The sequence below is a fragment of the Longimicrobium sp. genome, from assembly GCF_036554565.1.
GTDB lineage: Bacteria > Gemmatimonadota > Gemmatimonadetes > Longimicrobiales > Longimicrobiaceae > Longimicrobium.
In genome coordinates, this window is the sequence record NZ_DATBNB010000798.1 from 1 (window position 1) to 24,587 (window position 24,587).

Here is a 24,587-nt window from a genome sequence, read left to right on the forward strand (position 1 = left end):
CGCCGAAGCCACGCGCTGTCATCCCGATGGAGCGGCCAAGTCCACCCTGCCCGCACCTCCCGGCCCGCAGCGACTGAGGGATCCGCCACACACTCGCCCCCGCGCGCCTGAGCATCCGGCCCACCCAGCCTTCTTCCTGCGCCGCCCTCACCGCACATCCGTCGAAGCACGTTCGAATTCTCCCCTCTCCCGCTTGCGGGAGAGGGGCCGGGGGAGAGAGCAGCCGAGGCATGCGCCGGCTCCCGTCGAACCCCGCCCACACCGCGGCAACGTCCAACCCGAGCATCCCCAAACCGCAGACGCACGCCGCCGCCGGACGAGCCGCGGCGGTCAGCGCTGCTGCTGAAGCTCCGCGATCCGCCGCTCGGCGATGCCTATGCCGTTCGCCTGCCGACGGGGGGCGCGCTCCAGGTAGGCGCGGTACGCGGCCAGGGCCGGCTCGCGGGCGCCCAGGTCGTCGTGCGCGGCGCCCAGCCGCAGGTACGGGGTGGCCCAGTACGGCTCCAGCTCCGTCACACGGCGGAACGCCGCGGCCGCCGCCTCGTGCTGGCCGGCGGCGGCGAGCGCGTTGCCATGCTCGTAGTGCATCACCGCATCGTGGGGCGCGGCCTCCACCGCGGTGGCCGCGTGGCCCAGTGCCTCCTCCACGTTTCGGGCCTGCACCTCCAGCCGCGCCAGGGCCGCGTGCGCCGGGTACATGGCCAGGTCCTCCACCAGCGCGCGCCGGAACGCCTCCCGCGCCGCGTCGCGCCGCCCCTGAGATTCGTAGATGCGGCCCAGCGCGTACTCCCACATCCCCTTGCTCTCGTACGCCGTCACGCGCACGGCGTCGATGCGCCGCAGCGTCTCGAGCAGCGCCTCGATCTCCACCGCGGCGCTGTCCATCTGCCCCGCGCCCACGAACGCGAGCGCGCGATAGTGCCGGAAGCGCACGTTGCGCCCCGGATTCGAACGTACGACGGCCCCGAACCGCTCGGCCGCCCGCGGAAACTCGCCGCGCGCGTAGTCCAGGAACGCCGCCATGGGCCCGTCCCACCGCCCCCGCCCCAGCCGGGTGTACAGCGCCACCTCGATCCCCCGGTGCACGAACGGGTTGCGCGCGTACGCCCGCATCAGCAGTGAGTCGTTGGCGATCACGTCCGGGCGCTGCAGCGTGGGGGGATGATCGTTCAGGTAGGCGATGAGCTTCCGCTCATCCTGCGCGAAGAACGTGGCCCACATGGCCATGATGGGCTCGGCGCGCGTGGGGTCCAGCCGCGAGGCCCAGTAGAACGAGGCGTGCGCCGTGGTGTTCAGCTGCTGGTTGAACAAGTCCTCGCCCCGCTCGAAGTACGATTCCCAGTCGTTGGCATCGGCGCCGCGGGGGAGGCGAGGGCGCTCGGGGATCTGCGCAGCGGAGGGGATGGCGAGCGCGAGGGAAAGCGCCAGGGCAAGAAGTGCGGGGATCTTCATGGGAAGGACGATAAAGGGCGCTCCGGTGGGAAACTTCGCTGTTGCTCTATGATGAGGAGCACACGGCTCCCGCGCAACGATGGCGGGAGCCGCGTCAGCCGTCCTGCGGCGCGTCGTCGACGGACGGGAGGATCTCCACGACGACTGCGGTGATGTTGTCGCGGCCGCCGCGGGCGTTGGCGGCGCGGATCAGCCGGTCGACGTGCTCTTCTGGCGTGGAGGGGATGGACAGGATTCGCCCCAGCTGCCGGTCGCTGAGCATTCCCGTCAGGCCGTCGGAGCACAGCATCAGCAGGTCGCCGGGGCGCAGCTCTCCCCCCAGCAGGTCCGGCGGCACGCCGAAGGGGCCGGTGCCCAGCGCGCGGGTAAGGATGTGCGAAAGGCGATGGCGGCGCGCGCCGGCGGGGGTCAGCCGGCCCTCGTCTACCTCGCGCTGCACCCAGGTGTGGTCCCTGGTCACCTGGGCCAGCGCATCGCCGCGCAGCAGGTAGGCGCGGCTGTCGCCCACGTGGCCGATGCGGTAGGTGCCGTCGGTGCAGAGCACGCAGGCCGTGGCGGTGGTGCCCATGCCGTGCGTGGCGGGGTGGGCGGCCACGTGCTCCGCGATGGCCCGGTCGGCCGCGCCGAACGACTCCACCATCACCTGCGCCAGCTCGTCGGCCTGCAGGCCGCGGTCGATGCCCTCGCGCAGCGCCCCGCCCACCGCCTCGGCGGCCAGGGCGCTGGCGATCTCTCCCGCCGCGTGGCCGCCCATGCCGTCGGCCACCAGGAACAGGCCGCGCTCGCAATCCACCACACAGGTGTCCTCGTTGCCCCGGCGCATCCGCCCCACGTCGGTGCCGCCGGCCGCCTTCCAGGCAAGCTTCACGGGAAGGCCAGCGCCAGCACGGGAAGCCCGGCGGGCAGGCCGCCCACCGCGGTGGGCGCCGCCACGTTCATGTACACCAGGATGCCCACCACCACCGCGATCACCAGGATCACCAGCAGCAGCCACACCGGGAAGCGCGGGCCGGTGCGCTCCTCGCGCAGCGTGCGCGGCTTTTCGGGGGCCACGTACCCGGCGGCCGCGGCCTGCAGGTCTACCGCCTCCACCTCGCGGAACTGCAGCTGCACGCCGCCCAGGCGCACCGTGGAGCCGTAGGGCAGCGGGGTGGGAAGCTGGGGGGCCAGCTTCACCCCCTCGACGGCCGTGCCGTTGGTGGAGCCCAGGTCGGTGATGCGCCAGGCGCCGGTGTCGAACTCCAGCCGCGCGTGCTGCGCCGAAACGGAGTCGTCGTCGATCACCACGTCGCAGGCGGCGGCGCGGCCCAGCACGACGACAGGCGCGGGAACGGGCAGCTCCTCGCCGTAGCGGGGGCCGGCCATCAGGGCCAGGCTGGCGAGCGGACCCGGACGCCCGGACGGGACAACGTTGGCCATCGGCGCGGCTTCTCCTGGCTGGGTTTTGAATGAAACGGTTGTGGCGCAACGGCTTGCCCACCGGCGCGCAACGTACGCGCCCGCCGCGTCCCCTGCAAGTCGCGGGCACGCGCGCAGCTTGACCTGCGCCCCGCCCGGGGGTAGCTTCCCGGTCACACCTTCCCGCACGATCCCATCCCACCCCAGGTCCCGGTGACCGCCGCCCGTTTCGTTCTGGCAGCCCTTCTGCTTTTTCTGCCCCCGGCCGCGCGTGCGCAGGCCGCGGACACGCTGTCGCTCAACGGCGCGTGGCGGTTCAAGCAGGGTGACGATCCCGCGTGGGCCGCCGCCGGGCTCGACGACCGCGGCTGGCGCACCATGGCCGTGCCCGGCGAGTGGGAAACCACCATCGGCGAGTACGACGGGTTCGGCTGGTACCGCCGCGAGGTGGTGCTTCCCCCCTCGCTGCGCGGCGCCCCGGTGGGCGTGCGCTTCGCCACCGTGGGCGACGCCTTCGAGGTGTTCTGGAACGGCGTGCGGGTGGGCGGCAGCGGCCGGATGCCCCCGGAGTTCGTGGAGGGCGCCCTGTCGGTGCTGATCTTCGTCCCGGACTCGCTGCTGTCGCGGGCGGTGGACGGGCGCCACGTGGTGGCGGTTCGCGTGTTCAACGACTACGCGTACGGCGGGGTGATGGGCGCGGTGCGGGTGGGCCGGTACGACGTGCTGGCGCAGCAGCGCTCGCCCCGCCCCGTGGTCATCGGCGGGCTGGTGTCGTTCTTCCTGGCCATCGGCGTGTACCACCTGGCGTTCTTCCTGCGCCGCCGCGCCGCGCGCGAAAACCTGTGGTTCGCCGCGGTCTGCCTGGCCGTGTCCGTCTACGGCGCCACCTACGCCGACGAGTTCGGCCAGGCGGTGATGCCATGGATCAACCCCTATCGCCTGGGCGTGCTGGCCATGCTGGCCGGGGGGCCGTTCTTCGTGGCCCTGATCGACGAGCTGTTCGGGCTGCGCGGCGCGCGGCACACCCGCCGGGTGACCGCGGCGCTGGCGGCCTGCTTCGGAGCCACCCTGGCGCTGCCGCTGCGGATGCTGGCGGAGATGGTGCTGTGGATGGACGCCGCCATCGCCATCGGGCTGATGGTGATCGTGTGGCGCGCGTGGCGGATGGGGCGCAAGGGCACAGCGCACGCGGCCACGCTGCTCTTTGGCACGGCCGCGTTCTCGGGCACCATGCTGTACGACGCACTCAGCGAGTACTCCAGCTTCGTCCCGGTCGCTCGGCTTCTGCCGGGAACGCCCTCGGCGTTCTGGGTGGGCTTCCTGGTGTTCGTGGTCACGGTGGGCATCGCCACGGCGGGGCGCTGGGCGCTTACCGAGGTGACGGCGCTCACCGACCCCATGACGGGGCTGTCGCGCCGCCACGTGCTCGAGGATGCGCTCCGCCGCGAGTCGGAGCGGGTGCGGCGCACCGGGGGCTCGCTGGCGCTGGTGCTGATCGACCTGGACCACTTCAAGCGCGTCAACGACACGCACGGCCACCGCGTGGGCGACGTGGTGCTGGAGCGGGTGGGCCGGCTGCTGCGGGCCACCACGCGCAACCTGGACCTTCCCTCGCGCTTCGGCGGCGAAGAGTTCGCGGTGCTGCTGTACGACACCGACCTGCCGGGCGCGCTGAGCTTCGCCGAGCGGTTCCGCGGCACCCTGCGCGACATGCGCTGCGTGGTGGCGCACGGGCAGACGGTGAAGGTCACGGCCAGCGTGGGCGTGGCGGTGGGCACGGACCTGGTGGATCCCCAGACGCTGGTGGAGCTGGCCGACCGGGCGCTGTACCGCGCCAAGAACAGCGGCCGCGACCGGCTCGTTTCCGTTACGCTGGATGCCACCGAGCACGAGTTCGTCGCCGCCCGCTAATCTCGCCAGACTCTCGTCGGAAGAAGGATGATCGGCCCTCCCGCGCATCGTGCGGGGAGGGCCGATTCCGTCAACTGCAATCTCACGCGGAGGCGCGGAGGACGCGGAGGAAGAGAGAGAAAACCTTCTGCAGTTCTCCGCGTCCTCCGCGCCTCCGCGTGATCCATGCACGTTCCTCGTCTACATGCTCAGCGCGGCGAACATCAGCGTGGCGATGGCGCCCACCGTCATCCCGAAGATCGTGTACGCGCCGCCCAGCGCGCAGAACTTCAGGAACGTACGGACGATCCCCTGCCCGTACACCTTCTTCATCGCCAGGAACACGTACAGCGTCATCCACAGCGCCAGGACGCTCGGCAGCCAGTCCAGCCGCCGCGACACCATCCCCACCGTGAACAGCAGGAACGCCATCGCGTGCACGTGAAGCGCAAAGACGAAGTGCTCCACGTAGTACCGCTTCCGCCGCACGTACAGCAGCTTCAGGATGAAGGCGAAGAGCGGCATCATCAGGAACACGCCCTTGGGCGCGTTCTCCTCCATCGCCGCCAGCGCCGTCCGCAGCGCCTCGCGGGGGGGCATGCTTTCCAGGCGGTCCTCCGTACGCTGCAACCGCCGGTTCAGCGGCTTCAGCCACCCGGGAACCTTGTTCGTGTCGCTGATCGCCAGGTTCAGGTCCACGCGGCCGCTGTCCGGCTTGGGTGGGACCGGCGGAAGGGGCGGGGCAATCGTGCGGTCCTTGGGCGCCTCGCCGCGCCGAACGGCCGCGATGCGCGCCCTGGCAGAATCGGCCCGCGCCCGTTGGCGAGCGATGCGCGCGGAGTCCTGGGCGCGCTCGCGGGCATCGTCCTGCTCGGTTTCCGTCGCCACCTCGTCGGCGATGCGGTTCACGTCCGCGACCACGGGGAGCAGGATAAAGAACAGCACCGACGTCACCAGGTACAGCCGGAAGGGCGGCACGTAGCGCATGATGCGCCCCTGCACGTACTCGGCGGTCAGGTGCCCGGGGCGAAACAGCAGCGCGCCGATGGTGCGCGGCAGCGTGGAGTTCAGCGACAGCTGGTCGTCCATCACCTCCATCAGCATCCGCCGCAGCGACACGCGGACGTCTGCCTTGCGCTGACCGCAGTTTCGGCAGAAGAAGCCCACCGTCGTGTCGCCGCAGTTCAGGCACGGGCGATCCGGCGTACGGCGCGTCTCGGGTGCCCACCAGCGCTGGCGGCGGCTGGGTGAGATGGGCGACGGCGGCTCGCCTCGCGCGTCCGGGGGCGCGGCGGAGGAGGAGGGGAACGGCGGCGGCGCGGAGGTCGGGTCTGGCATGCGGGCGGGTGATGCGGATGGAGGGCCGGTGAGTCGGACCCGGCCGCGGGACCGGCTTCGAGGCCAGGCTCGGCCAAGTGTGAGGGCGAGGCTCCGGGGCCAAGTCAGGGGCCAGGCTCAGGGGCCCAGGCTCAGACGCCAAGCCCCGGGACCGGCTTCGAGGTCAGCCTCAGGGCCGAGCTCTGCTGGGGCGGATGAATCCGCGCCAACGACAACACGATGTCCACCTTCGTGGACTGCAGGCTGCCGTGCGGCGTCTATCCCGTGGCGCGACTCGGGGCCGGCGTGAGTTCAGGCTTCGCCGGATGCCGGCTTGCGCAGCAGGGTGATGGAGAAGAAGCCCCCAGCCCCGGCGGGTTCCTGGTGCTCCACCACCAATGGGGTCGCGGCTACAAGCGGGCCCAGCTTGCGGGTGATTTCCGTCGCCACCACGCCGGAGACGAGGTTGCCGGCACGGCGCAGCAGTGACGGCTCGCGGTCGTCGGGCACCCACTTGTCGAACACCACCGCGCGCCCGCCGGGCTTCAGCACGCGGGCGGCTTCACGAACGGCGGCCACGGGATCGGGCACCACGGCCAGGATCAGGTGAAGCACCACGGCGTCGAACGTGGCGTCGGCGAACTCCAGCGCCTGCGCATCCATCACCCGCGCATCCACGCTCCTGCCCAGCCCCTGCGCCCGATGCCGGGTGCGCTCGACCATCGCCGGGGTGATGTCCGTCGCTACCACCTGCACGTCGGCCTGGAGAAAGGCCAGGTCGGCGCCGGTTCCGCATCCATCGATCAGCACCTGCTCGCCAGGCTGTGCATCCAGCAGTTCCAGCGACCGCTTCCGCTGTGGCCGAAAGCCGGCCACCGCGTCGTACAGCGGAGCCAGCAGGGTGTAGCGGACGCGGTTCCAGGCGAGGGTGTTCAGGGGCATTCGGCGCGCACGGCTGGTGTCCATGCCAAGCTATTCGGCTTCACCCCGCACGCCAAGGGCAGCCTTCGATTGCGCCTGCGAGTCGTCGGACGCGATCGAAGCGAGGCGGTGACCCGGCTCCATGACGCGCAGCCCGACTCCAAACTGCTTTGCGCTCACCCAAAACTCGAGGTTCTTCTTCTTCCAGAGCGCCGCGAGCCCCACCACCGTGCCGCAGACCACGACCACGATCATCCCGAGAATCTGTTCACTCATCCCAATCTCCGTGCAGGGGTCTTCACGTGCACGGGAAAGAGAGGACTCTGGTTCAATTCCGCAAAGACCGTGTTTCTGGCGGGTGGGGTATGACGCCAGATGCCAGACGTGCGACAAGGCTGCTGGGACACGCCGCAGCAGCCTTGGAAGGCACGGATAACAGGCATTCGGTCATCGCGCGAGAATCCCTGGCAGGGAGGGCCGGCGACGAGATCAGGCGGACTGGAGCTCGCGCAACAGCCCGGCGCGGGCCTCGATGATCAGTTCGCGGACGCGGTCGCGCAGAGCGGGCACGTCATCCACCGTAAGCCCCGCAGTGTCGATGGGGGGCAGCACATGAGCGATGGCGTTCGCCCGGCCAACGATCCACGATCCCTTGGTGATGCAGGCCCGCGTGCCCGCCACGGCGATGGGCAGGATGGGAGACCCGGTCTCGATGGCCAGGCGAAAGGCCCCGTCGTGGAACTTCTGGATCTCGCCCGTGGACGAGCGCGTTCCCTCGGGCATGATCATCACCGACACGCGCTTGCCCAGCCGGTCGCGGCAGGCGTCCAGCGCCTGCATGCGGCTCTTCACGTCGCCGCGGCGCACGGCGATGTCGCCCGCCATCCGCATCATCCACCCCATCAGCGGGATCTTGAAGATGGCCTCCTTGGAGAGCCACTTCATTTCCCACGGCAGGTGCGAAAGCAGGAAGATGTCGGCGATGGACTCGTGGTTGGCCACGGCCACGTACGGCCGCCGCGGGTCGGGAACCAGGAAGCCCGTCGTGCGGAACTTCCAGAACGGGTTCAGCCGCGTGAGCGTAACGGCGGCGCGGCGAAACCAGCGGCCCACGGCATAGCGGCCGGGGTCCGACGGCACGGTGGCGGCGTACACCAGGGCCAGCCACGGCACCCACACCAGGACCACCAGCGCGGCCGATATCCAGACCCAGAGAGAAACCAGGCGCTTCAGCATGAGGGCCTCGTACACCGGAACGTCCGATCGGTGCGGCCGGGGATCAACCCCGGGCGCAGGTGCCGCAGGCCAGCGTTTCGGGGAAGATCTGCAGCCGCTCGAAGGGGATTGGCGCGCCGCAGCCGTTGCAGGCTCCGTACGATCCGTCTTCCAGCCGCCGCAGCGCCGAAAGGATCTGCTCCAGCTGCGCCTTTTCGCGCGCTTCCAGGTTCTTGGTGAAGCCCGCGTTCTGAAGCGCCTCCACGCGCGACAGGCGGCCCACCGTGTCCTGCTCCAGGTCTCGCGGGCGGGCCGCGGCGCCGCTGGACTTGAGGCTGCGCTCCAGCTTGGTGAGGCTGCGCAGGAGCTCGTCCCGGATCATTTCGCGCTCGTGGGGGGCGAGCGGCTGCTGTACTGCGGTCATGCTGTCCTTCCGTCTTGCTGGTTCTTGCGGGTGAAAACGGCTGCCGGGCCGGGCGCGCGCATTGCGGCCGGTCCGGTGTCGTTCGGGAGATTCGGTGGATTCAGGGACGGTGTGTCAGGCGGTTGCGGCCGGGGTGCGTCGCGGGCCGTGGATCGTCGCGTCGCCGCCGGGCTGGTGCAGCCATTTCATTGCACGCGGCGGGCCGCCGTTCAACCAGTGCGTGCCGGGACGGCGGCGGGCGTTCACACGCGCTCCAGGAACACGTCGAACACGCCGCCGCAGACGGCGGGGCTCCATGAGAACAGGTCTTCAGTCAGGTCTATGCGCAGCATGCGCGGCTCGCCCGTGCTCACCACCTCGCGAGCGGCCTCGATCACCTCGGCCTCACCGCATCCGCCGCCCACGGTGCCGGTGAGCCCTCGCTCGGGGTCCACCAGCATTTTGCTGCCGATGCCGCGCGGTGTCGAGCCCTTGCAGCGCACGATGGTCGCCAGCACCACCGGCCGGCCCTCGCGCGCCGCCTCTTCGGCCGCGGTGAACACGGCCATGTCTTCGATCATCGAACCTCTTCGTCCAGGGCATCGGGGAGCCGGTCGGCGATTTCGGCGATCGCCTCGGCTTCGCGCCACATGGCTTGCAATTCGCCCAGTTCGCCCTCCATCGCCCGCCGCTCGTTTTCCTCGTGCAGCGCCATCTCCAAGGCCAGCAGACGCACCCCGCGCTCGCGCCAGTCCACGGCGGTGTCCCACAAGGGCTGGCGGCGGCCGGCCGCGGTTTCGAGGTATCCCGGGGCGCCGCCTTCCGACAGGAGGTCCAGCGCGCCGCGCACCCGCCATGGGCTGGCACCGCTCCTGTTGAAGTGCACCATCCCGCGCCGCAGAATGGCCTGGGCGTCGGCGCCGGTGATGGTCGCGCCCATGTTCACCCACCAGCGCCTGCCGTCCGGCTGTTGCGCCAGCGTGGTGCCCACGTACGGAAACCAGAGCGCCATGCCCGCTCCGTCGGGGGCGCGTACGACCTTCGCCTGGCGCAGCCGCGTGGTGTCGATCACCACGGGATCGTCGGGCAACAGCGCGCCGCGGCCAAAGCGATAGACATCGTGGCGCGGGTGGATGATGCCGGTGAGCAAGGCCACGTGGTACGCCAGCCCCCACAGGAACACACCCGTAAACGCCCCCGCCACGATCATCGCCGTCATCAGCCCGGAGCTGACTACGGTGCCGCGCCACCGCCTCTGCATCTCCGCCCCGTATCTCCAGAGCGCCAGCTCGCCCGGCACCGCCTTCCCGACGCGCACCAGTCGGGTCCCGTCACGCAGCCGGGCGAGGCCGATGTTTTCCGAATGGGCGCGAAGGCGCGTTTCGCGGAACTGCTTTTCCGCTTCTTCGATGGCCTCCCAGCGCGCTTCGATGGGTGCCAGGTTCCACCGCGCACACTTCGGGCACACCGCCCACAGGCGCCCCTTCGCGGCGTCGAACGCGAGCGTCTTTCCCGCGGGAAAGTGCTCGATCGACTTATTCGAGCCCAGCGCGGCCGAGCAGAAGATGCAATTGCGATACATCCTACGTCTTCTGCGGGACGGCGGAGCCGGGCTTCAGCAGGCCGGGGAGCGCGTCGGCGATGGCGGCGATCTCTTCGGCCTGCCGCCACATTTCCGTCAGCGCGGCGAGCTCGCCTTCCATCGCTCGCTGCTCGGCTTCCTGGTGCAGCGCCATCTCTATCGCGAGCGAAGTCTGCCGATCCGGTTGCGGGTCTCCAGACTCGGGCCAGTCGAACAAACCTACGTTGGCCTTCGCGGTACGTGGGTCACCCCCGTTCAGGAGCAGGCGCCGGGAGCCGACCGCGTATAGGTACTCTTCGGGACCACCCGCCTGCTCCAAGGTTAAGAGAGCGGATTTCACCGAGCCATGCGAAGCCCCATCAACGTTAACGTGAACCATGGCGCGTGCCATGATGCCCTTAGCCTCATCCCCTCGGATTACGAGCGGCAGCCTGCGCAACTTGCGACCGTCGTCGCTTGGCTTTTCGACCGTGAACGGCAGCTGCAGAGCGATCCCCTGCCCATCGTCCGGCGCAGACACCCATGCGCCCGCGACGTCGGTGCGGCGCAGATGTACGCGCGCACGCACGCCTGAAACCTGAGTATCGACCCACCCGACGGAGCGGAAACGGCCCACCCGCCTGATGAGGGACTTGGTTACATCATACACCCCGTATGCCGTCAGCACGCTCACAAACCCAAGCGTCAGTCCGGCCGCGGCCACGGCGATTCCCGCCCCGCTCACCGCGGCGCCGTACCACAGGGCCCGGCGGTTCCGCCGCTCCACCTGCTCGCCGTAACGCCAGACGGCCAACTCGCCTGGCAGCGCCTTCCCCACGCGGATCAGCCGCGTACCGTCTTTGAGCTTGGCGATTCCGATATTTTCGGATTGGGCACGAAGGCGCGTGTCGCGGAAGCCCTTCTCCGCCGCTTCGATCGCCTCCCAGCGCTCCTCGATGGGCGCCAGGTTCCACCGCGCGCACTTGGGGCACACCGCCCACAGCCGGCCCTTGCCGCCGTCGAACGCGAGCGTCTTCCCTACGGGAAAGTGCTCGATCGAGTCGTTCGATCCCAGCGCGGCCGAGCAGAAGATGCAGTTGCGGTACATCGCCCATCCATGAAGAAGGCCAACATAGAAGGTCCTGCCCGTCGCATTCTGCTTCAGCCCGGGACGATCAGCCGCGAGGGCTCCGGCGCGGGAACGCCGTCCGGGAGCGCGTCGGCGATGGCGGCGATTTCCTCGGCGGCGCGCCAGGCCGCCTCCAGCCCCGCCAGCTCGCCCTCCAGCGCGCGGCGCTCCTGCTCCTCGTGAAGCGCCATCTCCAGCGCCAGGGCGCCCACCGGGGTGAGCTGCTTCGCCTCCATCCCCCGCCGCCGCCCCAGCACGCTTTCGCGCCGGCCCGCCTCGCGCAGGTATTCCTCGGCGCCGCGCGCGTCCTCCAGCAGCCCTACGGCGTCGCGGACGTGCTCGTGCGAGGCGCCCTTGCGGTTCACGTGCACCATCGCGCGGCCCAGGACGGTGCGCGCCTGCCGGTCGGGAAGCACCAGCACGCCGTCGTCGCCAAAGCGCGGGCGCCCCCAGCCGTCCGTTCTGCGCTCCTTGCGGTCGATGTCGGGAAGCCGGAGCTCGATGCCGTCGTCCGCGGCGCCCACCTGCGCACCCTGCACGTGCCAGCGGCGGATGGCCACCTCCCGGCCGATGGGCGACAGCGCCGCGGGGATTCGGTGGATGACCCGGCGCGCCTGACGCTCGTTCCAGGCGTTGACGAAGATGTGCCCGAAGCTCCACAGCCCGGAAGCCACGCCCAGTGCAATCAGGCCGCCCACCGCCGCGGCGCCCGCCGTGCCCAGGGCGGCACCGGCCACCAGGTACTGCTGCCGGCGCCGCACCAGCTGGCTGCCGTAGCGCCAGGCGGCCAGCTCACCCGTCAGCGCCTGCCCGATGCGCACCAGGCGCGTTCCGTCCGGCAGCCTGCAGACGCCGATGTTCTGCGACTGCACGCGCAGGCGCGACTCGTGAAAGGCGCGCTCGGCCTCTTCCACCGCCTCCCAGCGCTCCTCGATGGGCGCCAGGTTCCACCGCGCGCACTTGGGGCAGACGGCCCACAGCCGCCCGCGCGCCCCGTCGAACGCCAGGCTGCGGCCGATGGGAAACGGGGCGATGGCCTCGTTCGTTCCCAGGTCGGCGGAGCAGAAGATGCACGTGCGATACATGGCCCCACACCGAAGGCGTTGTGTCAGCCGCCGGACCGCACCCAGCGCTCGGCGACGCGCTCGCGGTCGCGCAGCGGCTGCCCCGTTCCCCCGCGCCGCACCATCACGATCTCGGCCGCGATGGCGAGGGCGATCTCTTCCGGCGTTTCGCCGCCCAGGTGCAGCCCGATGGGCGCGTGCACGGTCTTCAGCCGATCGCCCGATACTCCTTCACGGGCCAGCGCCTCCAGCGCGGCCCGCGTGCGTCGGCGGCTGCCGATCATCCCCACGTACGCCGGCAGCTCGGGGCGATGGAGCACGTCGCGAAGCGCCTCGAAGTCGTACTTGTGCCCCCGCGTCACCAGCACCAGGTACGTCCCCCGCCCGATGCGCACGTCCCGGAACGGGTCGTCGAAGCGGGCCGGCCGCACCTCGTCGGCCTCGGGAAAGCGCTCGCGGGTGGCGAACTCGGGGCGGTCGTCCAGCACCGTCACGCGAAAGCCCAGCATGGCGCCGGTGCGGCACAGCGGCCGGGCGACGTGCCCCGCCCCCACGATCACCAGCTCCGGCGGCGCGCGATGGGGCTCCACGTAGAACGTGCAGCCCGCGATCTCGTGCGTCGCGGGTCGATCCGACTCCGCCAGCGCCGTACGGGCGATACGCAGCGCGGCCTCGTCTAGATTCAGGTCGCCCAGCGTGCCCTCGTGCCGATTGGCCCAAACGGAGATCCGCTCCCCCGCCGCGGGTCCGTGCGCCGCGACAGACGACAGCACGGCCACGCTCACCACCGCCTCGCCCCCCGCCAGCGCCTCGCGCGCGTGGTGAACGGCGTCCGCCAGCGTCAGCCGCCGGGGCACGCGGCCTCGCGCCAGCGGCGGTAGTCGTCGGGGGTGTCCACGTCCGCCGCGAGCGCATCCACCGGCACCTCGCGCAGCTCGCCCAGGTGCGCGTGGACCACGGTGCGCGCGCCCTCGGGCAGGTCGCTCCGCGCCAGCTCGCCGAAGACGGAGCGCGCGAAGAGCACCGGGTGCCCGTGCTTTCCCCCGTGCGAGGGCAGCACGACGGGCGCGCCGGACTCCTCGAACACGCGGACGAGCTGCGCGGCCAGGGAGGGCGATACGTCGGGAATGTCTACCGGGCAGGCGATCACGGCGCGCGTTTCGGGCGGAACCGCCGCCAGCCCCGCCTGCAGGGAGGGCAGCTGGGGCGACCCGCGGTCGGGGTTGATGGCCACGGACGCACCGAGCCGGGTGGCCGCCTCGCGGATGTCGCGGGCGGCCGGCTGGTCGTCGGGCCCCGTCACCACGACCACGCGGTCGCACGCCGCGGCGAGCGCGCGGACCACGCGGTCCAGGAACGTCCCTTCCGCGGCGCGCAGCAACGCCTTGGGCTCGCCCATCCGGCGCGAAAGGCCGGCGGCCAGCACGATGCCAACGATCATCAGGGCTGACGGGTACGCGGGCGGGGTTGGCCGGGGCCGGGGCGGGCGGGGCGATCTGGACGACATCAGGAGTATCGCACGCTCGCTTGACGCCGTCAACTGGCACCGGGGCGAACTTGTTGCGGATGATGGAGATAACAGTCAATGGATTGGTCGCGGCGTGGATCCTGGCGAGCCGAAGCAGGGCTGGACGGTGCGGCGGCGCGGAGCATGCAAAACACGCCAGCGAGGGAGCGGTGATCGTCGATTTCACGCATCTTCCGGAGGATGATATGGCCCAGAAACGCGAACTGATCGAGCCCAACCCCGGCGACAAGCGCTACGTGCGGCGTGACGAAAACGGGCAGTTCACGACCGACCAGGTGGACGTGGGCCGTTCGCTCGCCGCGGACCAGCGGCAGCATGCCAAGACCAAGGCCAAGCCGGGCCACGGCGACAAGGGCGACCGCTGACCCAGTCGGGGCGACTATCGAAGCCTCCCGCGAGCGCCGCGCCGGATCGTCCCGCGCGGCGCTCTGCTTTGCAACATACGCCCCTCGCCAACTTGCTTGACAATCAGCTTGCCAATTGCTTAGCTATTGGCAAGCTGATTCACAAGCTTGCGCCGCGGGGGCCGGGATGACGCTCGAAGAGTTGCGGGATTCGCTGGAACAGCTTCAGCGCCAGGGGACGGAGCAGACCAGCGTAGAAGCGAAGCGTGCGCGCGATGGCGTGCCCAAGCGCATCTGGGAAACGCTCTCGGCCTTCGCGAACACGCCCGGTGGCGGCGTACTCCTTCTGGGCGTAGACGAGGAGGCGGGGTTCGCGCCCGCGGGGGTCGCCAACCCGGCGAAGATACAGGCTGACCTGGGCGCGGTCGCCGCGCAGATGGAGCCGCCGCTCCGCCCCCTGCTGCAGGTGTTCGACGTCGACGGCGCCTCCATCGTGGCGGCCGAGGTCCCGGAGCTCCCCGCCAGCGCAAAGCCCTGCTACTACCAGGGTGCGGGGCTGCCGAACGGCGCCTTCATCCGCGTGGGGGACGGCGATCGCAAGCTCACGCCGTACGAGGTCCAGGCGCTGTTCGAGGCCCGCGGCCAGCCGCGCCACGACGTGGAGCCGCTGGAGGGAACCGCGCTGGAAGACCTGGATCCCGGGCTGGTGGGAGGGCTGCTGCGCCGCCTGCGCGGGCGGGAGAGCGGCCCGTACCGGAGCTGGACGGACGAGCAGGTGCTGCGGGCCCTGAAGGTGCTCGTTCCCGCCGCGGACGGAACGACGGTGGTTTCGCTCCAGGGGTGGACCTGCTTCGCGCAGTATCCGCAGGAACGCTTTCCCAACCTGTGCGTCACCTTCCTTCGCTATCCCACGCCGGAGGCCGGGCGGCCGGGCCCCGAGGGCGAGCGGTTCCTGGACAACGTAAAAGTCGAGGGGCCCGTGCCGGTGATGGTCGTGGAGACGTTGCGGGCCATCAAGCGCAACATGCAGCGGCGGGGCATCGTCCAGGGGCTGTTTCGCGAAGACCTGTGGGAATATCCGGAGACGGTGCTGCGCGAGGCGCTGGTGAACGCGCTTGGACACCGCGACCTGTCGCCCCAGGCGCGGGGCAGCCAGGTGCAGGTGCACATGTTTCCGGACCGCATCGAGTTCCAGAGCCCCGGTGGGCTGTTCGGCCCCATTCAGCCGGACCAGCTGGGAGAGCCGGGGGTGCAGTCGTCGCGCAACGCGTTCCTGATGAAGGTGCTGGAGGACCTCCCGCCGCCCGGCGAGTCGCGGCCGCTGTGCGAGAACCGCGGAACCGGCCTGACGGCCATGATCGAGCAGCTGCGCCGGTCGGGCATGTCGCCGCCTCGGTTCGACGTCAGCCTCACGCGGTTCCGGGTGGTGCTTCCCAATCACAGCCTGTACGACGAGGAAACGCTGCGCTGGCTGGAGGACCTGGCGAAGGGCGAACCCGTGTCGGAGGCGCAGCGGCAGGCGCTTGCGTTCGCCCGGCACAACGGGTCGCTGACGAACGGCGACTACTGCCGGGTGGCCGGCCGCGACTCGCGCGTCGCCACGCGCGAGTTGAACGAGCTGGTGGATCGCGGGGTGCTGGAGCGCACGGGCGCGGGACGATGGTCCACCTACGCGCTTCGGGACCGCGCGGAGCCCGGCGCCGCGCCGCGGCCCCGACGGGATCGCGCGGACGAGATCATGGACCTGCTCCGATCCGCGGGCTCGATGTCGGCGCGCGAGATCGCGGCGAAGCTGGGGCTTTCGGCCTCGGGCGCCCGCCACTGGCTCTCGCGCCTGCGCCGCGCCGGGCGCATCCGCTCGTCCGCACGCACACCCACGTCACCCGAGACGCGCTACGTGCTGGAAGAGACGCGCGAAGCTTGACGACAACGGCTTGCCAATTGGCGGGCTGTTGTTGAGCAAGCTGGCGAGCCAGGTGGCGAGTGGCTCGGATCAAGACGGAACCGCGGCTCGACAACTTCGGCTTGCCAACTTGGCGAGCGGTTGGCAAGCAGTCGTCAAGCTGATTGGCAAGCAGCGGATGCCCGTGCCTCACCGAACGGGCGTTCGGAACAGCCCTGCATTACGTTGACCCTCCCCGGGGCGCGGGTTAACTTCGAAAGCTGGTCAAGTGCCAGCCGGCGCTTGCCTTGGGTTCCATCCAGCGCCGTCATTCACCCCTCGCAAGCGGCCCCATGAAGGACCTCGTAACCCTGCACGTGAACGGCGACACGCACGAGGTGGCGGTGCCCACGCACTGGACGCTGCTGGAGTCGCTGCGCTACGCCGTGCAGCTAACCGGCAGCAAGCAGGGGTGCGACAAGGGCGATTGCGGCGCGTGCACCGTATGGCTGGACGGCGTTCCCACGCTGGCGTGCATCACGCCCGTCTACGAGGCCGTCGGGCAGCGGGTGACCACGGTGGAGGGGCTGGTGGGGCTGCGGACCGCTCCGGGCGCGCCGCACCCCCTGCAGGATGCGTTCGACCTGTGCGGCGCTGCCCAGTGCGGCTTCTGCACGCCGGGGATCCTGATGAGCGCCGCGGCACTGCTGGAGGAGAACACGGCGCCCACGCGCGACGAGATCAAGGACGCGCTCAGCGGCAACCTGTGCCGCTGCACCGGCTACACCAAGATTTTGGACGCGGTGGAGATGGCGGCGGCTACGCTGCGCGAGCAGGCGGAGGTGGCGGCATGAGCGCGGAGCGGCAGGAGTTCGAGAGCGCCCGGGGCGGCGTTCCGGCCGACGAGCCGGAGGTGGCCGAGCGCGGCACCCCCGTGGTGGACCACGCGCCCTCGCACGCGGGCGAGAAGGTGAAGCTGTACGGCAGCCGCGAGGAAAAATCCGCGCCGCTGAACGTCATCGGCACGCGGCAGCGCAAGACCGACGGATTGGAGAAGAGCACCGGCCGCGCGCGCTACACCGACGACCTGGTGCTGCCGGGAATGCTGCACGGCAAGATCCTGCGCTCGCCCCACCCCCACGCGCTGATCCGGTCCATCGACACCTCCGCCGCGCTGGCGCTCCCCGGCGTGTTCGCCGTGGTCACGGGAAGCGAGATGCCCATCCCCTTCGGCATCATCGTCTGGACGCCGGACGAGAATGCGCTGGTCACGGACAAGGTGCGCTACATTGGCGATGCGGTGGCGGCGGTGGCTGCGGTGGACGAGGACACGGCCCAGCGCGCGCTGGAGTTGATCCAGGTGGACTACGAGGTGCTGGAGGCGCTGCTCGATCCGCACGAGTCCGTGCGCCGCACCGACGTGCAGATCCACGAGGCCAAGAAGGCCGGGCACAACGGCAACATCTCCAAGATCGTCAAGCTGGAGTTCGGCGAGGTTGAGCAGGGGTTGAGCGCGTCCGACGTCGTCATCGAGGGCGAGTACTTCTTCGAGGGCACCACGCACACCCCCATCGAGCCGCACTGCGCGATCGGACAGTGGGAAGCGGGCGGCGCGCCGGGCGGGCGGCTGACCGTCTGGTCATCCACCCAGGTGCCCCACTACCTGCACCGTGAGCTGGCCAAGGTGCTGGAGCTGGATCCCGCCAAGGTGCGCGTGATCCAGCCGCACGTGGGCGGCGGCTTCGGGGGCAAGAGCGAGCCGTTCGACCTGGAGTTCTGCGTCGCCAAGCTGGCGATGAAGACCGGCCGGCCGGTGAAGATCCTGTACACCCGCGAAGAGGTGTTCTACGCCCACCGCGGCCGCCACCCGTTCTACATGAAGTACCGGGTGGGCGCCTCGGCGGATGGAAAGCTCAAGGCGGTGGATGCGTGCACCCTGCTGGACGGCGGCGCGTACTCGTCGTTCGGCCTGGTGACCACGTACTACAGCGGGCAGCTGCTGACGGCGCCGTACGAGATCCCGGCGTACCGCTTCGACTCCACGCGCGTGTTCACCAACAAGCCGGCGTGCGGCCCCAAGCGCGGACACGGCAGCGTGCAGCCGCGCTTCGCCTTCGAGGTGTCGCTCGACAAGCTGGCCGAGCGGCTGGGGCTGGACCCCATCGAGCTGCGCCGGCGCAACTTCATGGGCAGCTTCCGCCGCACCGTCAACGAGCTGCGCATCACCTCCAACGGCTTCATGGAGTGCCTGGACGCGGTAGAGCGCGCCAGCGGGTGGAAGGAGCGCAAGGGGCGGATGGGGTACGGGCGCGGGCTGGGCGTGGCGGGCTCGTGCTACATCTCGGGGACCAACTATCCCATCTATCCCAACCGCATGCCGCAGTCCGCCGTGCAGCTGCAGGTAGACCGCTCGGGGCGCATCGCCGTCTTTTCCGGCGCGTCGGACATCGGGCAGGGCTCGACATCTCTCGTGGCCTACATCGTCTGCGAAGAGCTGGGCGTGCCGCTGGACTACGTGCGCGTGCTTCCGTCGGATACGGACTTCACGCCGGTGGACCTGGGCAGCTACTCGTCGCGCGTGACGTTCATGCTGGGTAACGCCTGCGTGGACGCGGCGCGGAAACTCAAGGCGCTGGTGCAGGACGCCGTGGGGGCCGAGTGGGAGATTTCTCCGAAGCGCGTGCTGCTGGCGGGCGGCCGGGCGATGGATGCGCAGGATACCGGGCGCAACATGTCCATCGTGCAGGCCTTCAACCTGGCGGAGGCCAGGCACGGGACGCTGGGCTCCGTCGGCAGCTACAACACGCCGAACGACGTGCACGGGGAGTATCGTGGCGGCACCATCGGCGCCTCGCCCGCGTACTCGTTCACGGCGCACGTGGCCGAGGTGGAGGTAGACGCGGAGACGGGGTTCGTGGACGTGAAGGCCATCTGGGTGGCGCACGACTGCGGCCGCGCGCTCAATCCCACCATCGTCGAGGGGCAGATCGAGGGCTCGGCGTACATGGGGTTCGCCGAGGCGCTGATGGAGCAGCACGTGTTCAAGGACGCGGAGCACGGGCGCGCGGGGCTTCACGACGGGCCGTCGCTGCTGGATTACCGGGTTCCCGGCTCGCTCGACACGCCCGAGCTGCAGGCGCTGATCGTGGAGTCCATCGACCCCGAGGGCCCGTACGGCGCCAAGGAGGCGGGTGAGGGGCCGTTGCACCCGTCCATTCCCGCCATCGCCAACGCCATCTACGACGCCGTGGGCGTGCGGATGGACTCGCTGCCCTTCTCCCCGCCGCGCATGTGGCGCGCGCTGCAGGAGAAAGCCGCGCGCGAGGCCGAGCCGGAGCGCATCGCGGCGGACTGAGGGTCGGGCGGGTGGATGAAGCGCCCTTCGATACGCCTCGGTGCTTCCGCGGCGCCCCCCATCCCCAGCCCTTCCCCGCAAACCGCGCGGGGGAAGGGAGCCAGCCCGGTGCGTCACGCCGACCTTTGGGAGCGGCACAAAGGCCTGTCATCCTGAGGCCGAGCCACGCCGAACCTGACCGCAAGCCGTACCTGGCGGGCCGAAGGATCTAGCGGCGGCCACGTACAAGCTGCCCGGCCTGGCTGGGGCGAATGAATTCGCGGCAACAACGGCCCGAAGTCCGCCTTCGCGGACTGCACGCGTAGTCGGGTGCGCCACGCCGACGGAAGCGCGATTCAGGTCTCCCCCTCCCCTGCGAAGCGGGGGAAGGGGGCCGGGGGGAGGGGGCTGCCGCGGCATGCATCCGGAGCTAGCCCAAATCGACGGTATCGCCCACCGCTTCCGACGCTCGTCCATCACATCGCAGCGGAATGAGCGCACCGAAATGGACACAGGCGCGCCCAATTTTTGCACGCCACTTCTGGAAACCCGCCCGGAATGTTAGCGTTCTGGACGGGCGAGCGAATCAGCCGGAGTTCCCTCGCCACGACACAGGAGGCTACGATGAGCACCGTCCGCTTGGAGCGCGAGGCAACTCTTGAAGACCTGTACAGGGTGGAGGGCAAGGCCGAGCTGGTCGACGGACGGATCGTGCACATGAGCCCGACCGGATTCCTACCGAACCGGTCCGCCTCGCGCATCTGGCGCAGCCTCGACGAGTACGAAACCGCGGTCGGGGGCGGCTACGCGGTTAGCGAGAATTCCGCGTTCGTTCTCCAGACTCCTAAGCTCCGGACCTTCTCGCCCGACGCGGCGTGGTGGGTGGGAACTCCGGTCGCCGCCGAGTTCCTGGCCGGGGCGCCGTTGTTCGCCGCCGAGGTTCGAAGTGAAAGCGACTACGGCCCCGCGGCGGAACGGGCGATGGCTCTAAAGCGCGCCGCCTACTTTGCCGGTGGCACCTTGGTGGTCTGGGACGTGGATGTGCTCCGCGAGGGCCTCGTCCGCGTGTACAGGTCTGACGAGCCGGAGCATCCGATGGTCTACGGCCGGGGTGAAGTGGCGGATGCCGAACCCGCTGTGCCAGGCTGGAGATTCCCGGTGGACGGGCTTTTTACGTAGCCGTATCCGAAGAACAGCCTAGGCTGGCGACGGAGTGCGGAGTAGCGGCAAGGGCCGCAGCGCCTACTGCGCCGTAGCCTTTCATGCTCCCGCCCTCAGCGAAGGATGAGCACGGTGCCGGCGGTGGCCTGGACGGGGAACGACTCCGCGACCGGGCCCGTGAACCACACGCGCACCCGGGCTCCCACTACGAGTTCGTCCGCGGACGCCTGAACGACGGTCTCACCGCTGCCGGCCAGCACAGCCGTGCCGGGGAGAACGGTGATGTAGGCGGCCGACTCCCTTCCGGCCACCGGCGCAGTGGCTTCCACGAGGATCCGCCGGCCAGCCTGGTTTGCGCCGGACTGCTGGATGGTCCCTTCGATGCTGGGAGCCTCGCTCGGCAGTGTGACGCCCGAAGACATGCCGCACCCGGCCGCGAGCGCCACGGCGAGAAGAATCCACATCCTGTTCATCAGCATCTCCTGATTGCGAGCCCGTCCATCATCCGAATCGCGTGCACGTCCCGGCAGCGGGTACTACTGTCCGGGCATTGGATCGCCACCACGCGTGATTGATGCCGAACATGACCGGCGGCCGCATCCGACGATGAAGGACGTTCGGTGGGCGCGGTGGACGGACGGACGGGCGGGGCCGGCGCTGCTGTTCGTGTGCGCGGTCGTGGAGGGGTGCCTCATCCCCGCGCCCACGGAGGCCGTGTTCGCGGCGTTGGCCATCGCACGGCCGCGCCGGGCGTGGGCGCCTGGCGCGCTCGCGGCGGCGGGCTCCGTGCTGGGCGGCGTCATCGCGTGGCACCTGGGCGCCACGGCCTTCGACCGCTACGGGCAGCCGCTGCTGGCGCGTTACGGGCTGATGTGCGAGTTGGAGGCGCTCGGCGCGCTGTACCGGCGGAATGCCGGCCTGGCACTGCTCACCTCCGGCTACACGCCCGTGCCGTACCTGCTGTACGGCATCGTCGGCGGCGCCACGGGCGTACCGCTGGGCACCTTCGTCGTGTTCTCTGCCCTGGGGCGGGGATCGAAGTACGCCGTCCTGGCCGGCCTGGCGCGCATCGCGGGGCCGCCGGTGCGGCGCTGGCTCGCGCGCAACCCGTGGCGGATGGCGTTTGCGGTCGCCGCCGTCGCGCTGGTCGTGCTCGGCGCCTGGATACGGTGAGGGCACCGCGCACCCGCGACGAGCGCATCCGATGGCCTGCATTGTCCCCGGAAGTGCGCCGAGTGTTCGGCCCGTGGCGGAATTGGCGCGGGGCATGCACGGTGTGTGGCTATGGCAGCGTCGAAGAACACCCCCGATCCAGCCGAAACCATCGGCACGGCGCTGAGCGCGGCCGAGCAGGCGGCCGCGCGCTTTACGGACGCAAAGACCGAGGTGCTGCACCGGCTGGCGGACGTGGACGCGGCGGTGCTGGAGATCGTGCAGCGCGTGTACGACGCCACGCCCGCTGAATTCCAGCGCTCGTTCGTGGCGAGCATCGACGGCGACGACGACGAAGAGCTCGCCCTGCCCGACTTTCTGCGCCTGCTGCTGGAACGCCCCGGCGGCAGCGAGGGGCGCTTCACCATCAGTGTGATGGAAAACCTGTACGATGACGGTGACGCGGATGAGGACGGCGGAGAAGAAGACGAGGACGACGAGTAGCAAACGACGAAGCGGCTCCCGGTGAATGCGGGAGCCGCTTCGTCGTACGATCCAGCCGCGATCCGCGCTAGGACGTGCGCGTGCGGGTGACGTTCACCGTGCGGCCACAGAAGGTGCCGGTGAGCGTGTACGATTGCGTCGCGCGGGTGAGCGTTCCCGTCAGGTCCACCGTGCAGGTGCCGGTTCCCCCCGTGGACCGCGACCAGGTGAAGCTGCCCTTCTGCGTGTGGGTGTGCACGCCGGGCACGCCATTGGTCCACGCATGGTTCCCCGTCAACTGGATGTTGGGGCTGCCCGTGATGGTGACCGTTCCCTCGCGGCGGCCGCGCGCCGGAATCGCGCACGCCGAGTCCGTGCGCGTAGCGTTCATCTGCATGGTGCCGGTGCGCGTCGCCGGGTCGCGGGTTATCGCGAGCGTCCCCTCGATGCTGCTGCCGCCACCCGCCGGACATGCGTGCTGCCGCTCGAAGCTGGTGGTGGTCGTGATCGCCGCGGCGGACGGACCGCCCGCCTCCTGCACGTTGAAGAGAGGACCGAACCCGGCGATCGCGCCGGCGGCAACCCCGTCCCAGGCAGCGGCCAGCTCCCGCGCCTCGGCTTCGCTCAGGGACGCGTCGGCGGGATCGGTGGCTCCACCTTCGCAGGCGGCGAGGGCAAGCGCGAACGGTGCGGCGAATAGCAGGGCGGTGCGGCGCATCGGGTCCTCGCGGTCGTTCGGGTGAGCGGTGGGCGAACGGGTCGCCTTCGATCGTGCGTCAGGGAATACAGCTGACCGCGCTCACGCGTTGGGTGCGGACATGGATGGTGGGTACATCCGGCGGAATGCGCAGGTGATGGCGGGTCGGATCACGGCGCGCCCTGCGCATTGCGCGCGTCGAGCCAGCGCTGCAGGGAATGCTGACTCTCGCCGGAGGGCCTTCCCGCGAGCAGGCCGGCAATGCTGATGTCTTCGTCCACGTCGGGCCAGTGCACACCCTCGCCTCGTCCGATCAGCCGCCAGCGCCCACGCTCCTCCGGCGTAGCATGCGCGAGCCGCGGATACCAGGCGAGAGGAACGGAAACCGTGCGGCCGTCCGTGAGGTCGACCATCAGCTCGGTTTCGGTCACCCGAACGCTGGTCGCCTCTACGTGACGCTCAATCGTTGAAGAAGTCATACCACGCCCCTAGCAGTCGCTCCTGGTGTTCCTCAATAAGGCTGATGATGCGATTCAGTTCCGGCCCGCCATACCCTCCGCTTTCCTGCGATCGCACCGGCGCCAGCCACACCTTGGCCTTCTTGCTCTCCCGTTCTACATGTACGTGCGGCGGCTCGTTCCCATCCGCCGCGAAGAAGAATATACGATACGGCCCACTCCGAAGAACCGTTGGCATCACCGCCTCCCCGACGTCGAACATTTCTCGGCAACGAATGGGCCAGCTTAGGCCGTCCACTCTGTTCACGCAATAGTCTTGTTGGTGTGCACAAGCTGATTTGTGGTCGTGTTTTGCACGGCCGGTGGCGGGACATGGATGAGGCACTCGGAGGCCGGATGATACCGGCACATTTGGACGGTACCCCTCGCGCGCTCGTACCACTATCTTTCATGGCTGTTACGATGCCTCTGCGATGGACGAAAACGTGGATCGATCCGCTATCCTGGCGCGCGCCGCGGCGTGCGCCTTTTTCGCTGTGTTGCTCGCTACCGCCCCGGCAGATGCACAGGATGGCGCGCGCAAGCGCCACTCCGCCGTGCGGCTGACCGGCGCCGCGCCCCAGATCGACGGCCGCCTGGACGACGAAGCGTGGGCCGCCGCGCCCGTGCTTTCCGACTTCGTGCAGAAGGACCCGGTGCAGGGCGCCGCGCCCACGGACCGCACCGAGGTGCGGTTCATGTACGACGACGATGCCCTGTACGTGGCCGCGCGGATGCACGCCGCCGACCCGCGTTCCATCCAGGCGCCCGTCACCCGCCGCGACGACGGATACCAGTCCGAGCACCTGCTGATCTCGCTGGACACCTACCTGGACCGGCGCACGGCGTACACCTTTGGCGTCACCGCGTCGGGGGTGCGGCTGGACTGGTACCACGCCACGGACAACGAGGACTCTCGCGACATGTCGTTCAACCCCGTGTGGCGGGCGGAAGCGCGCGTGGACTCGGCGGGATGGACGGCGGAGATGCGCATTCCCTTCAGCCAGCTTCGGTTCAACGACGTTCCCGCGCAGGTTTGGGGGATCAACCTGGACCGGTGGATCCCCTCGCGCGAAGAAGACGACTACTGGGTGATGATCCCGCGCGGCACGCAGGCGTGGGCCTCGCGGTTCGGCGACCTGGAGGGGATCGGCGGGGT

The 24,587-nt window shown here is 70.1% G+C and carries 27 protein-coding genes; 9 read left to right on the forward strand and 18 right to left on the reverse strand.

Annotated elements, in window-relative coordinates; all coding sequences use genetic code 11:
- Positions 1–330 precede the first annotated feature (330 nt).
- The 3 genes from VIB55_RS22415 to VIB55_RS22425 form a co-directional block, all read right to left on the reverse strand.
- Positions 331–1,452 carry a tetratricopeptide repeat protein gene (locus VIB55_RS22415; protein ID WP_331878905.1) on the reverse strand — a complete coding sequence of 374 codons (1,122 nt, stop codon included), beginning with the start codon at positions 1,450–1,452 and terminating at the stop codon, positions 331–333.
- A 94-nt stretch (positions 1,453–1,546) separates the two neighbouring features.
- Positions 1,547–2,320, reverse strand: a complete 774-nt coding sequence (locus tag VIB55_RS22420; protein ID WP_331878906.1) for a PP2C family serine/threonine-protein phosphatase — start codon at positions 2,318–2,320, stop codon at positions 1,547–1,549.
- Positions 2,317–2,871 (reverse strand): FHA domain-containing protein, encoded by a 555-nt coding sequence (locus VIB55_RS22425; RefSeq protein WP_331878907.1) that lies wholly within the window; start codon positions 2,869–2,871, stop codon positions 2,317–2,319. Before VIB55_RS22425 ends, VIB55_RS22420 begins: the two co-directional genes overlap by 4 nt.
- Before the next feature lie 192 nt (positions 2,872–3,063).
- Between VIB55_RS22425 and VIB55_RS22430 the strand changes: the two genes are divergently transcribed.
- Positions 3,064–4,761: a diguanylate cyclase gene (locus VIB55_RS22430; protein ID WP_331878908.1), complete on the forward strand. Its 1,698-nt coding sequence runs from the start codon at positions 3,064–3,066 to the stop codon at positions 4,759–4,761.
- A 180-nt stretch (positions 4,762–4,941) separates the two neighbouring features.
- Here VIB55_RS22430 and VIB55_RS22435 read toward each other — a convergent pair whose 3' ends face one another.
- From VIB55_RS22435 to VIB55_RS22485, 11 genes are all read right to left on the reverse strand, one after another.
- Positions 4,942–6,078: a DUF3667 domain-containing protein gene (locus VIB55_RS22435; protein WP_331878909.1), complete on the reverse strand. Its 1,137-nt coding sequence runs from the start codon at positions 6,076–6,078 to the stop codon at positions 4,942–4,944.
- A 291-nt stretch (positions 6,079–6,369) separates the two neighbouring features.
- Entirely contained in the window at positions 6,370–7,023 is a 654-nt protein-coding gene (locus VIB55_RS22440) for a class I SAM-dependent methyltransferase (protein ID WP_331878910.1), read from the reverse strand.
- A 6-nt stretch (positions 7,024–7,029) separates the two neighbouring features.
- Positions 7,030–7,254: a hypothetical protein gene (locus VIB55_RS22445; protein WP_331878911.1), complete on the reverse strand. Its 225-nt coding sequence runs from the start codon at positions 7,252–7,254 to the stop codon at positions 7,030–7,032.
- 213 nt (positions 7,255–7,467) lie between these two features.
- On the reverse strand, positions 7,468–8,229 hold the full coding sequence (locus VIB55_RS22450; RefSeq protein WP_331878912.1) for a lysophospholipid acyltransferase family protein: 762 nt from the start codon (positions 8,227–8,229) through the stop codon (positions 7,468–7,470).
- Between the two features lie 28 nt (positions 8,230–8,257).
- Positions 8,258–8,617 carry a TraR/DksA family transcriptional regulator gene (locus VIB55_RS22455; RefSeq protein WP_331021407.1) on the reverse strand — a complete coding sequence of 120 codons (360 nt, stop codon included), beginning with the start codon at positions 8,615–8,617 and terminating at the stop codon, positions 8,258–8,260.
- 242 nt (positions 8,618–8,859) lie between these two features.
- Entirely contained in the window at positions 8,860–9,177 is a 318-nt protein-coding gene (locus VIB55_RS22460; RefSeq protein ID WP_331878913.1) for an XdhC family protein, read from the reverse strand.
- A complete protein-coding gene (locus VIB55_RS22465) occupies positions 9,174–10,178 on the reverse strand; it encodes a hypothetical protein (protein WP_331878914.1) in 1,005 nt (334 codons plus the stop codon). The genes VIB55_RS22460 and VIB55_RS22465 overlap by 4 nt, the downstream gene beginning before the upstream one ends.
- Position 10,179: 1 nt before the next feature.
- Complete coding sequence (locus VIB55_RS22470; protein ID WP_331878915.1) at positions 10,180–11,265, reverse strand: hypothetical protein; 1,086 nt, start codon at positions 11,263–11,265, stop codon at positions 10,180–10,182.
- 53 nt (positions 11,266–11,318) lie between these two features.
- Positions 11,319–12,371 (reverse strand): hypothetical protein, encoded by a 1,053-nt coding sequence (locus VIB55_RS22475; RefSeq protein WP_331878916.1) that lies wholly within the window; start codon positions 12,369–12,371, stop codon positions 11,319–11,321.
- A 23-nt stretch (positions 12,372–12,394) separates the two neighbouring features.
- Positions 12,395–13,207 carry an XdhC family protein gene (locus VIB55_RS22480; RefSeq protein WP_331878917.1) on the reverse strand — a complete coding sequence of 271 codons (813 nt, stop codon included), beginning with the start codon at positions 13,205–13,207 and terminating at the stop codon, positions 12,395–12,397.
- Positions 13,192–13,791, reverse strand: coding sequence for a nucleotidyltransferase family protein (locus tag VIB55_RS22485; protein WP_331878918.1), 600 nt, complete (start codon positions 13,789–13,791; stop codon positions 13,192–13,194). Before VIB55_RS22485 ends, VIB55_RS22480 begins: the two co-directional genes overlap by 16 nt.
- 272 nt (positions 13,792–14,063) lie before the next feature.
- Here VIB55_RS22485 and VIB55_RS22490 point away from each other — a divergent pair, with 272 nt between their 5' ends.
- From VIB55_RS22490 to VIB55_RS22510, 5 genes are all read left to right on the forward strand, one after another.
- Positions 14,064–14,243, forward strand: coding sequence for a hypothetical protein (locus VIB55_RS22490; protein ID WP_331021415.1), 180 nt, complete (start codon positions 14,064–14,066; stop codon positions 14,241–14,243).
- Between the two features lie 166 nt (positions 14,244–14,409).
- A complete protein-coding gene (locus VIB55_RS22495; protein WP_331878919.1) occupies positions 14,410–16,146 on the forward strand; it encodes an ATP-binding protein in 1,737 nt (578 codons plus the stop codon).
- Between the two features lie 311 nt (positions 16,147–16,457).
- Positions 16,458–16,958, forward strand: coding sequence for a (2Fe-2S)-binding protein (locus tag VIB55_RS22500; protein ID WP_331878920.1), 501 nt, complete (start codon positions 16,458–16,460; stop codon positions 16,956–16,958).
- Positions 16,955–19,459 (forward strand): xanthine dehydrogenase family protein molybdopterin-binding subunit, encoded by a 2,505-nt coding sequence (locus VIB55_RS22505; RefSeq protein WP_331878921.1) that lies wholly within the window; start codon positions 16,955–16,957, stop codon positions 19,457–19,459. The genes VIB55_RS22500 and VIB55_RS22505 overlap by 4 nt, the downstream gene beginning before the upstream one ends.
- A 603-nt stretch (positions 19,460–20,062) precedes the next feature.
- Positions 20,063–20,617, forward strand: coding sequence for a Uma2 family endonuclease (locus VIB55_RS22510; protein ID WP_331878922.1), 555 nt, complete (start codon positions 20,063–20,065; stop codon positions 20,615–20,617).
- A gap of 95 nt (positions 20,618–20,712) precedes the next feature.
- Here VIB55_RS22510 and VIB55_RS22515 read toward each other — a convergent pair whose 3' ends face one another.
- Positions 20,713–21,072: a DUF3221 domain-containing protein gene (locus VIB55_RS22515; RefSeq protein ID WP_331878923.1), complete on the reverse strand. Its 360-nt coding sequence runs from the start codon at positions 21,070–21,072 to the stop codon at positions 20,713–20,715.
- Positions 21,073–21,205: 133 nt separating this feature from the next.
- Between VIB55_RS22515 and VIB55_RS22520 the strand changes: the two genes are divergently transcribed.
- Together VIB55_RS22520 and VIB55_RS22525 are read left to right on the forward strand one after the other, a co-directional pair.
- Positions 21,206–21,772 (forward strand): YqaA family protein, encoded by a 567-nt coding sequence (locus VIB55_RS22520; protein WP_331878924.1) that lies wholly within the window; start codon positions 21,206–21,208, stop codon positions 21,770–21,772.
- A 111-nt stretch (positions 21,773–21,883) separates the two neighbouring features.
- Complete coding sequence (locus tag VIB55_RS22525; protein ID WP_331878925.1) at positions 21,884–22,255, forward strand: hypothetical protein; 372 nt, start codon at positions 21,884–21,886, stop codon at positions 22,253–22,255.
- Positions 22,256–22,322: 67 nt separating this feature from the next.
- Here the strand turns inward: VIB55_RS22525 and VIB55_RS22530 are convergent, their stop codons facing one another.
- From VIB55_RS22530 to VIB55_RS22540, 3 genes are all read right to left on the reverse strand, one after another.
- A complete protein-coding gene (locus tag VIB55_RS22530; RefSeq protein WP_331878926.1) occupies positions 22,323–22,952 on the reverse strand; it encodes a hypothetical protein in 630 nt (209 codons plus the stop codon).
- 149 nt (positions 22,953–23,101) lie between these two features.
- Positions 23,102–23,410, reverse strand: a complete 309-nt coding sequence (locus VIB55_RS22535; protein WP_331878927.1) for a DUF2442 domain-containing protein — start codon at positions 23,408–23,410, stop codon at positions 23,102–23,104.
- Positions 23,391–23,651 (reverse strand): DUF4160 domain-containing protein, encoded by a 261-nt coding sequence (locus VIB55_RS22540; RefSeq protein WP_331878928.1) that lies wholly within the window; start codon positions 23,649–23,651, stop codon positions 23,391–23,393. Before VIB55_RS22540 ends, VIB55_RS22535 begins: the two co-directional genes overlap by 20 nt.
- A gap of 223 nt (positions 23,652–23,874) precedes the next feature.
- On the opposite strand from VIB55_RS22540, the gene VIB55_RS22545 reads away from it, so the two are divergent.
- Positions 23,875–24,587 (forward strand): carbohydrate binding family 9 domain-containing protein (locus VIB55_RS22545; RefSeq protein WP_331878929.1); only part of this gene is annotated, 713 nt, incomplete at its 3' end.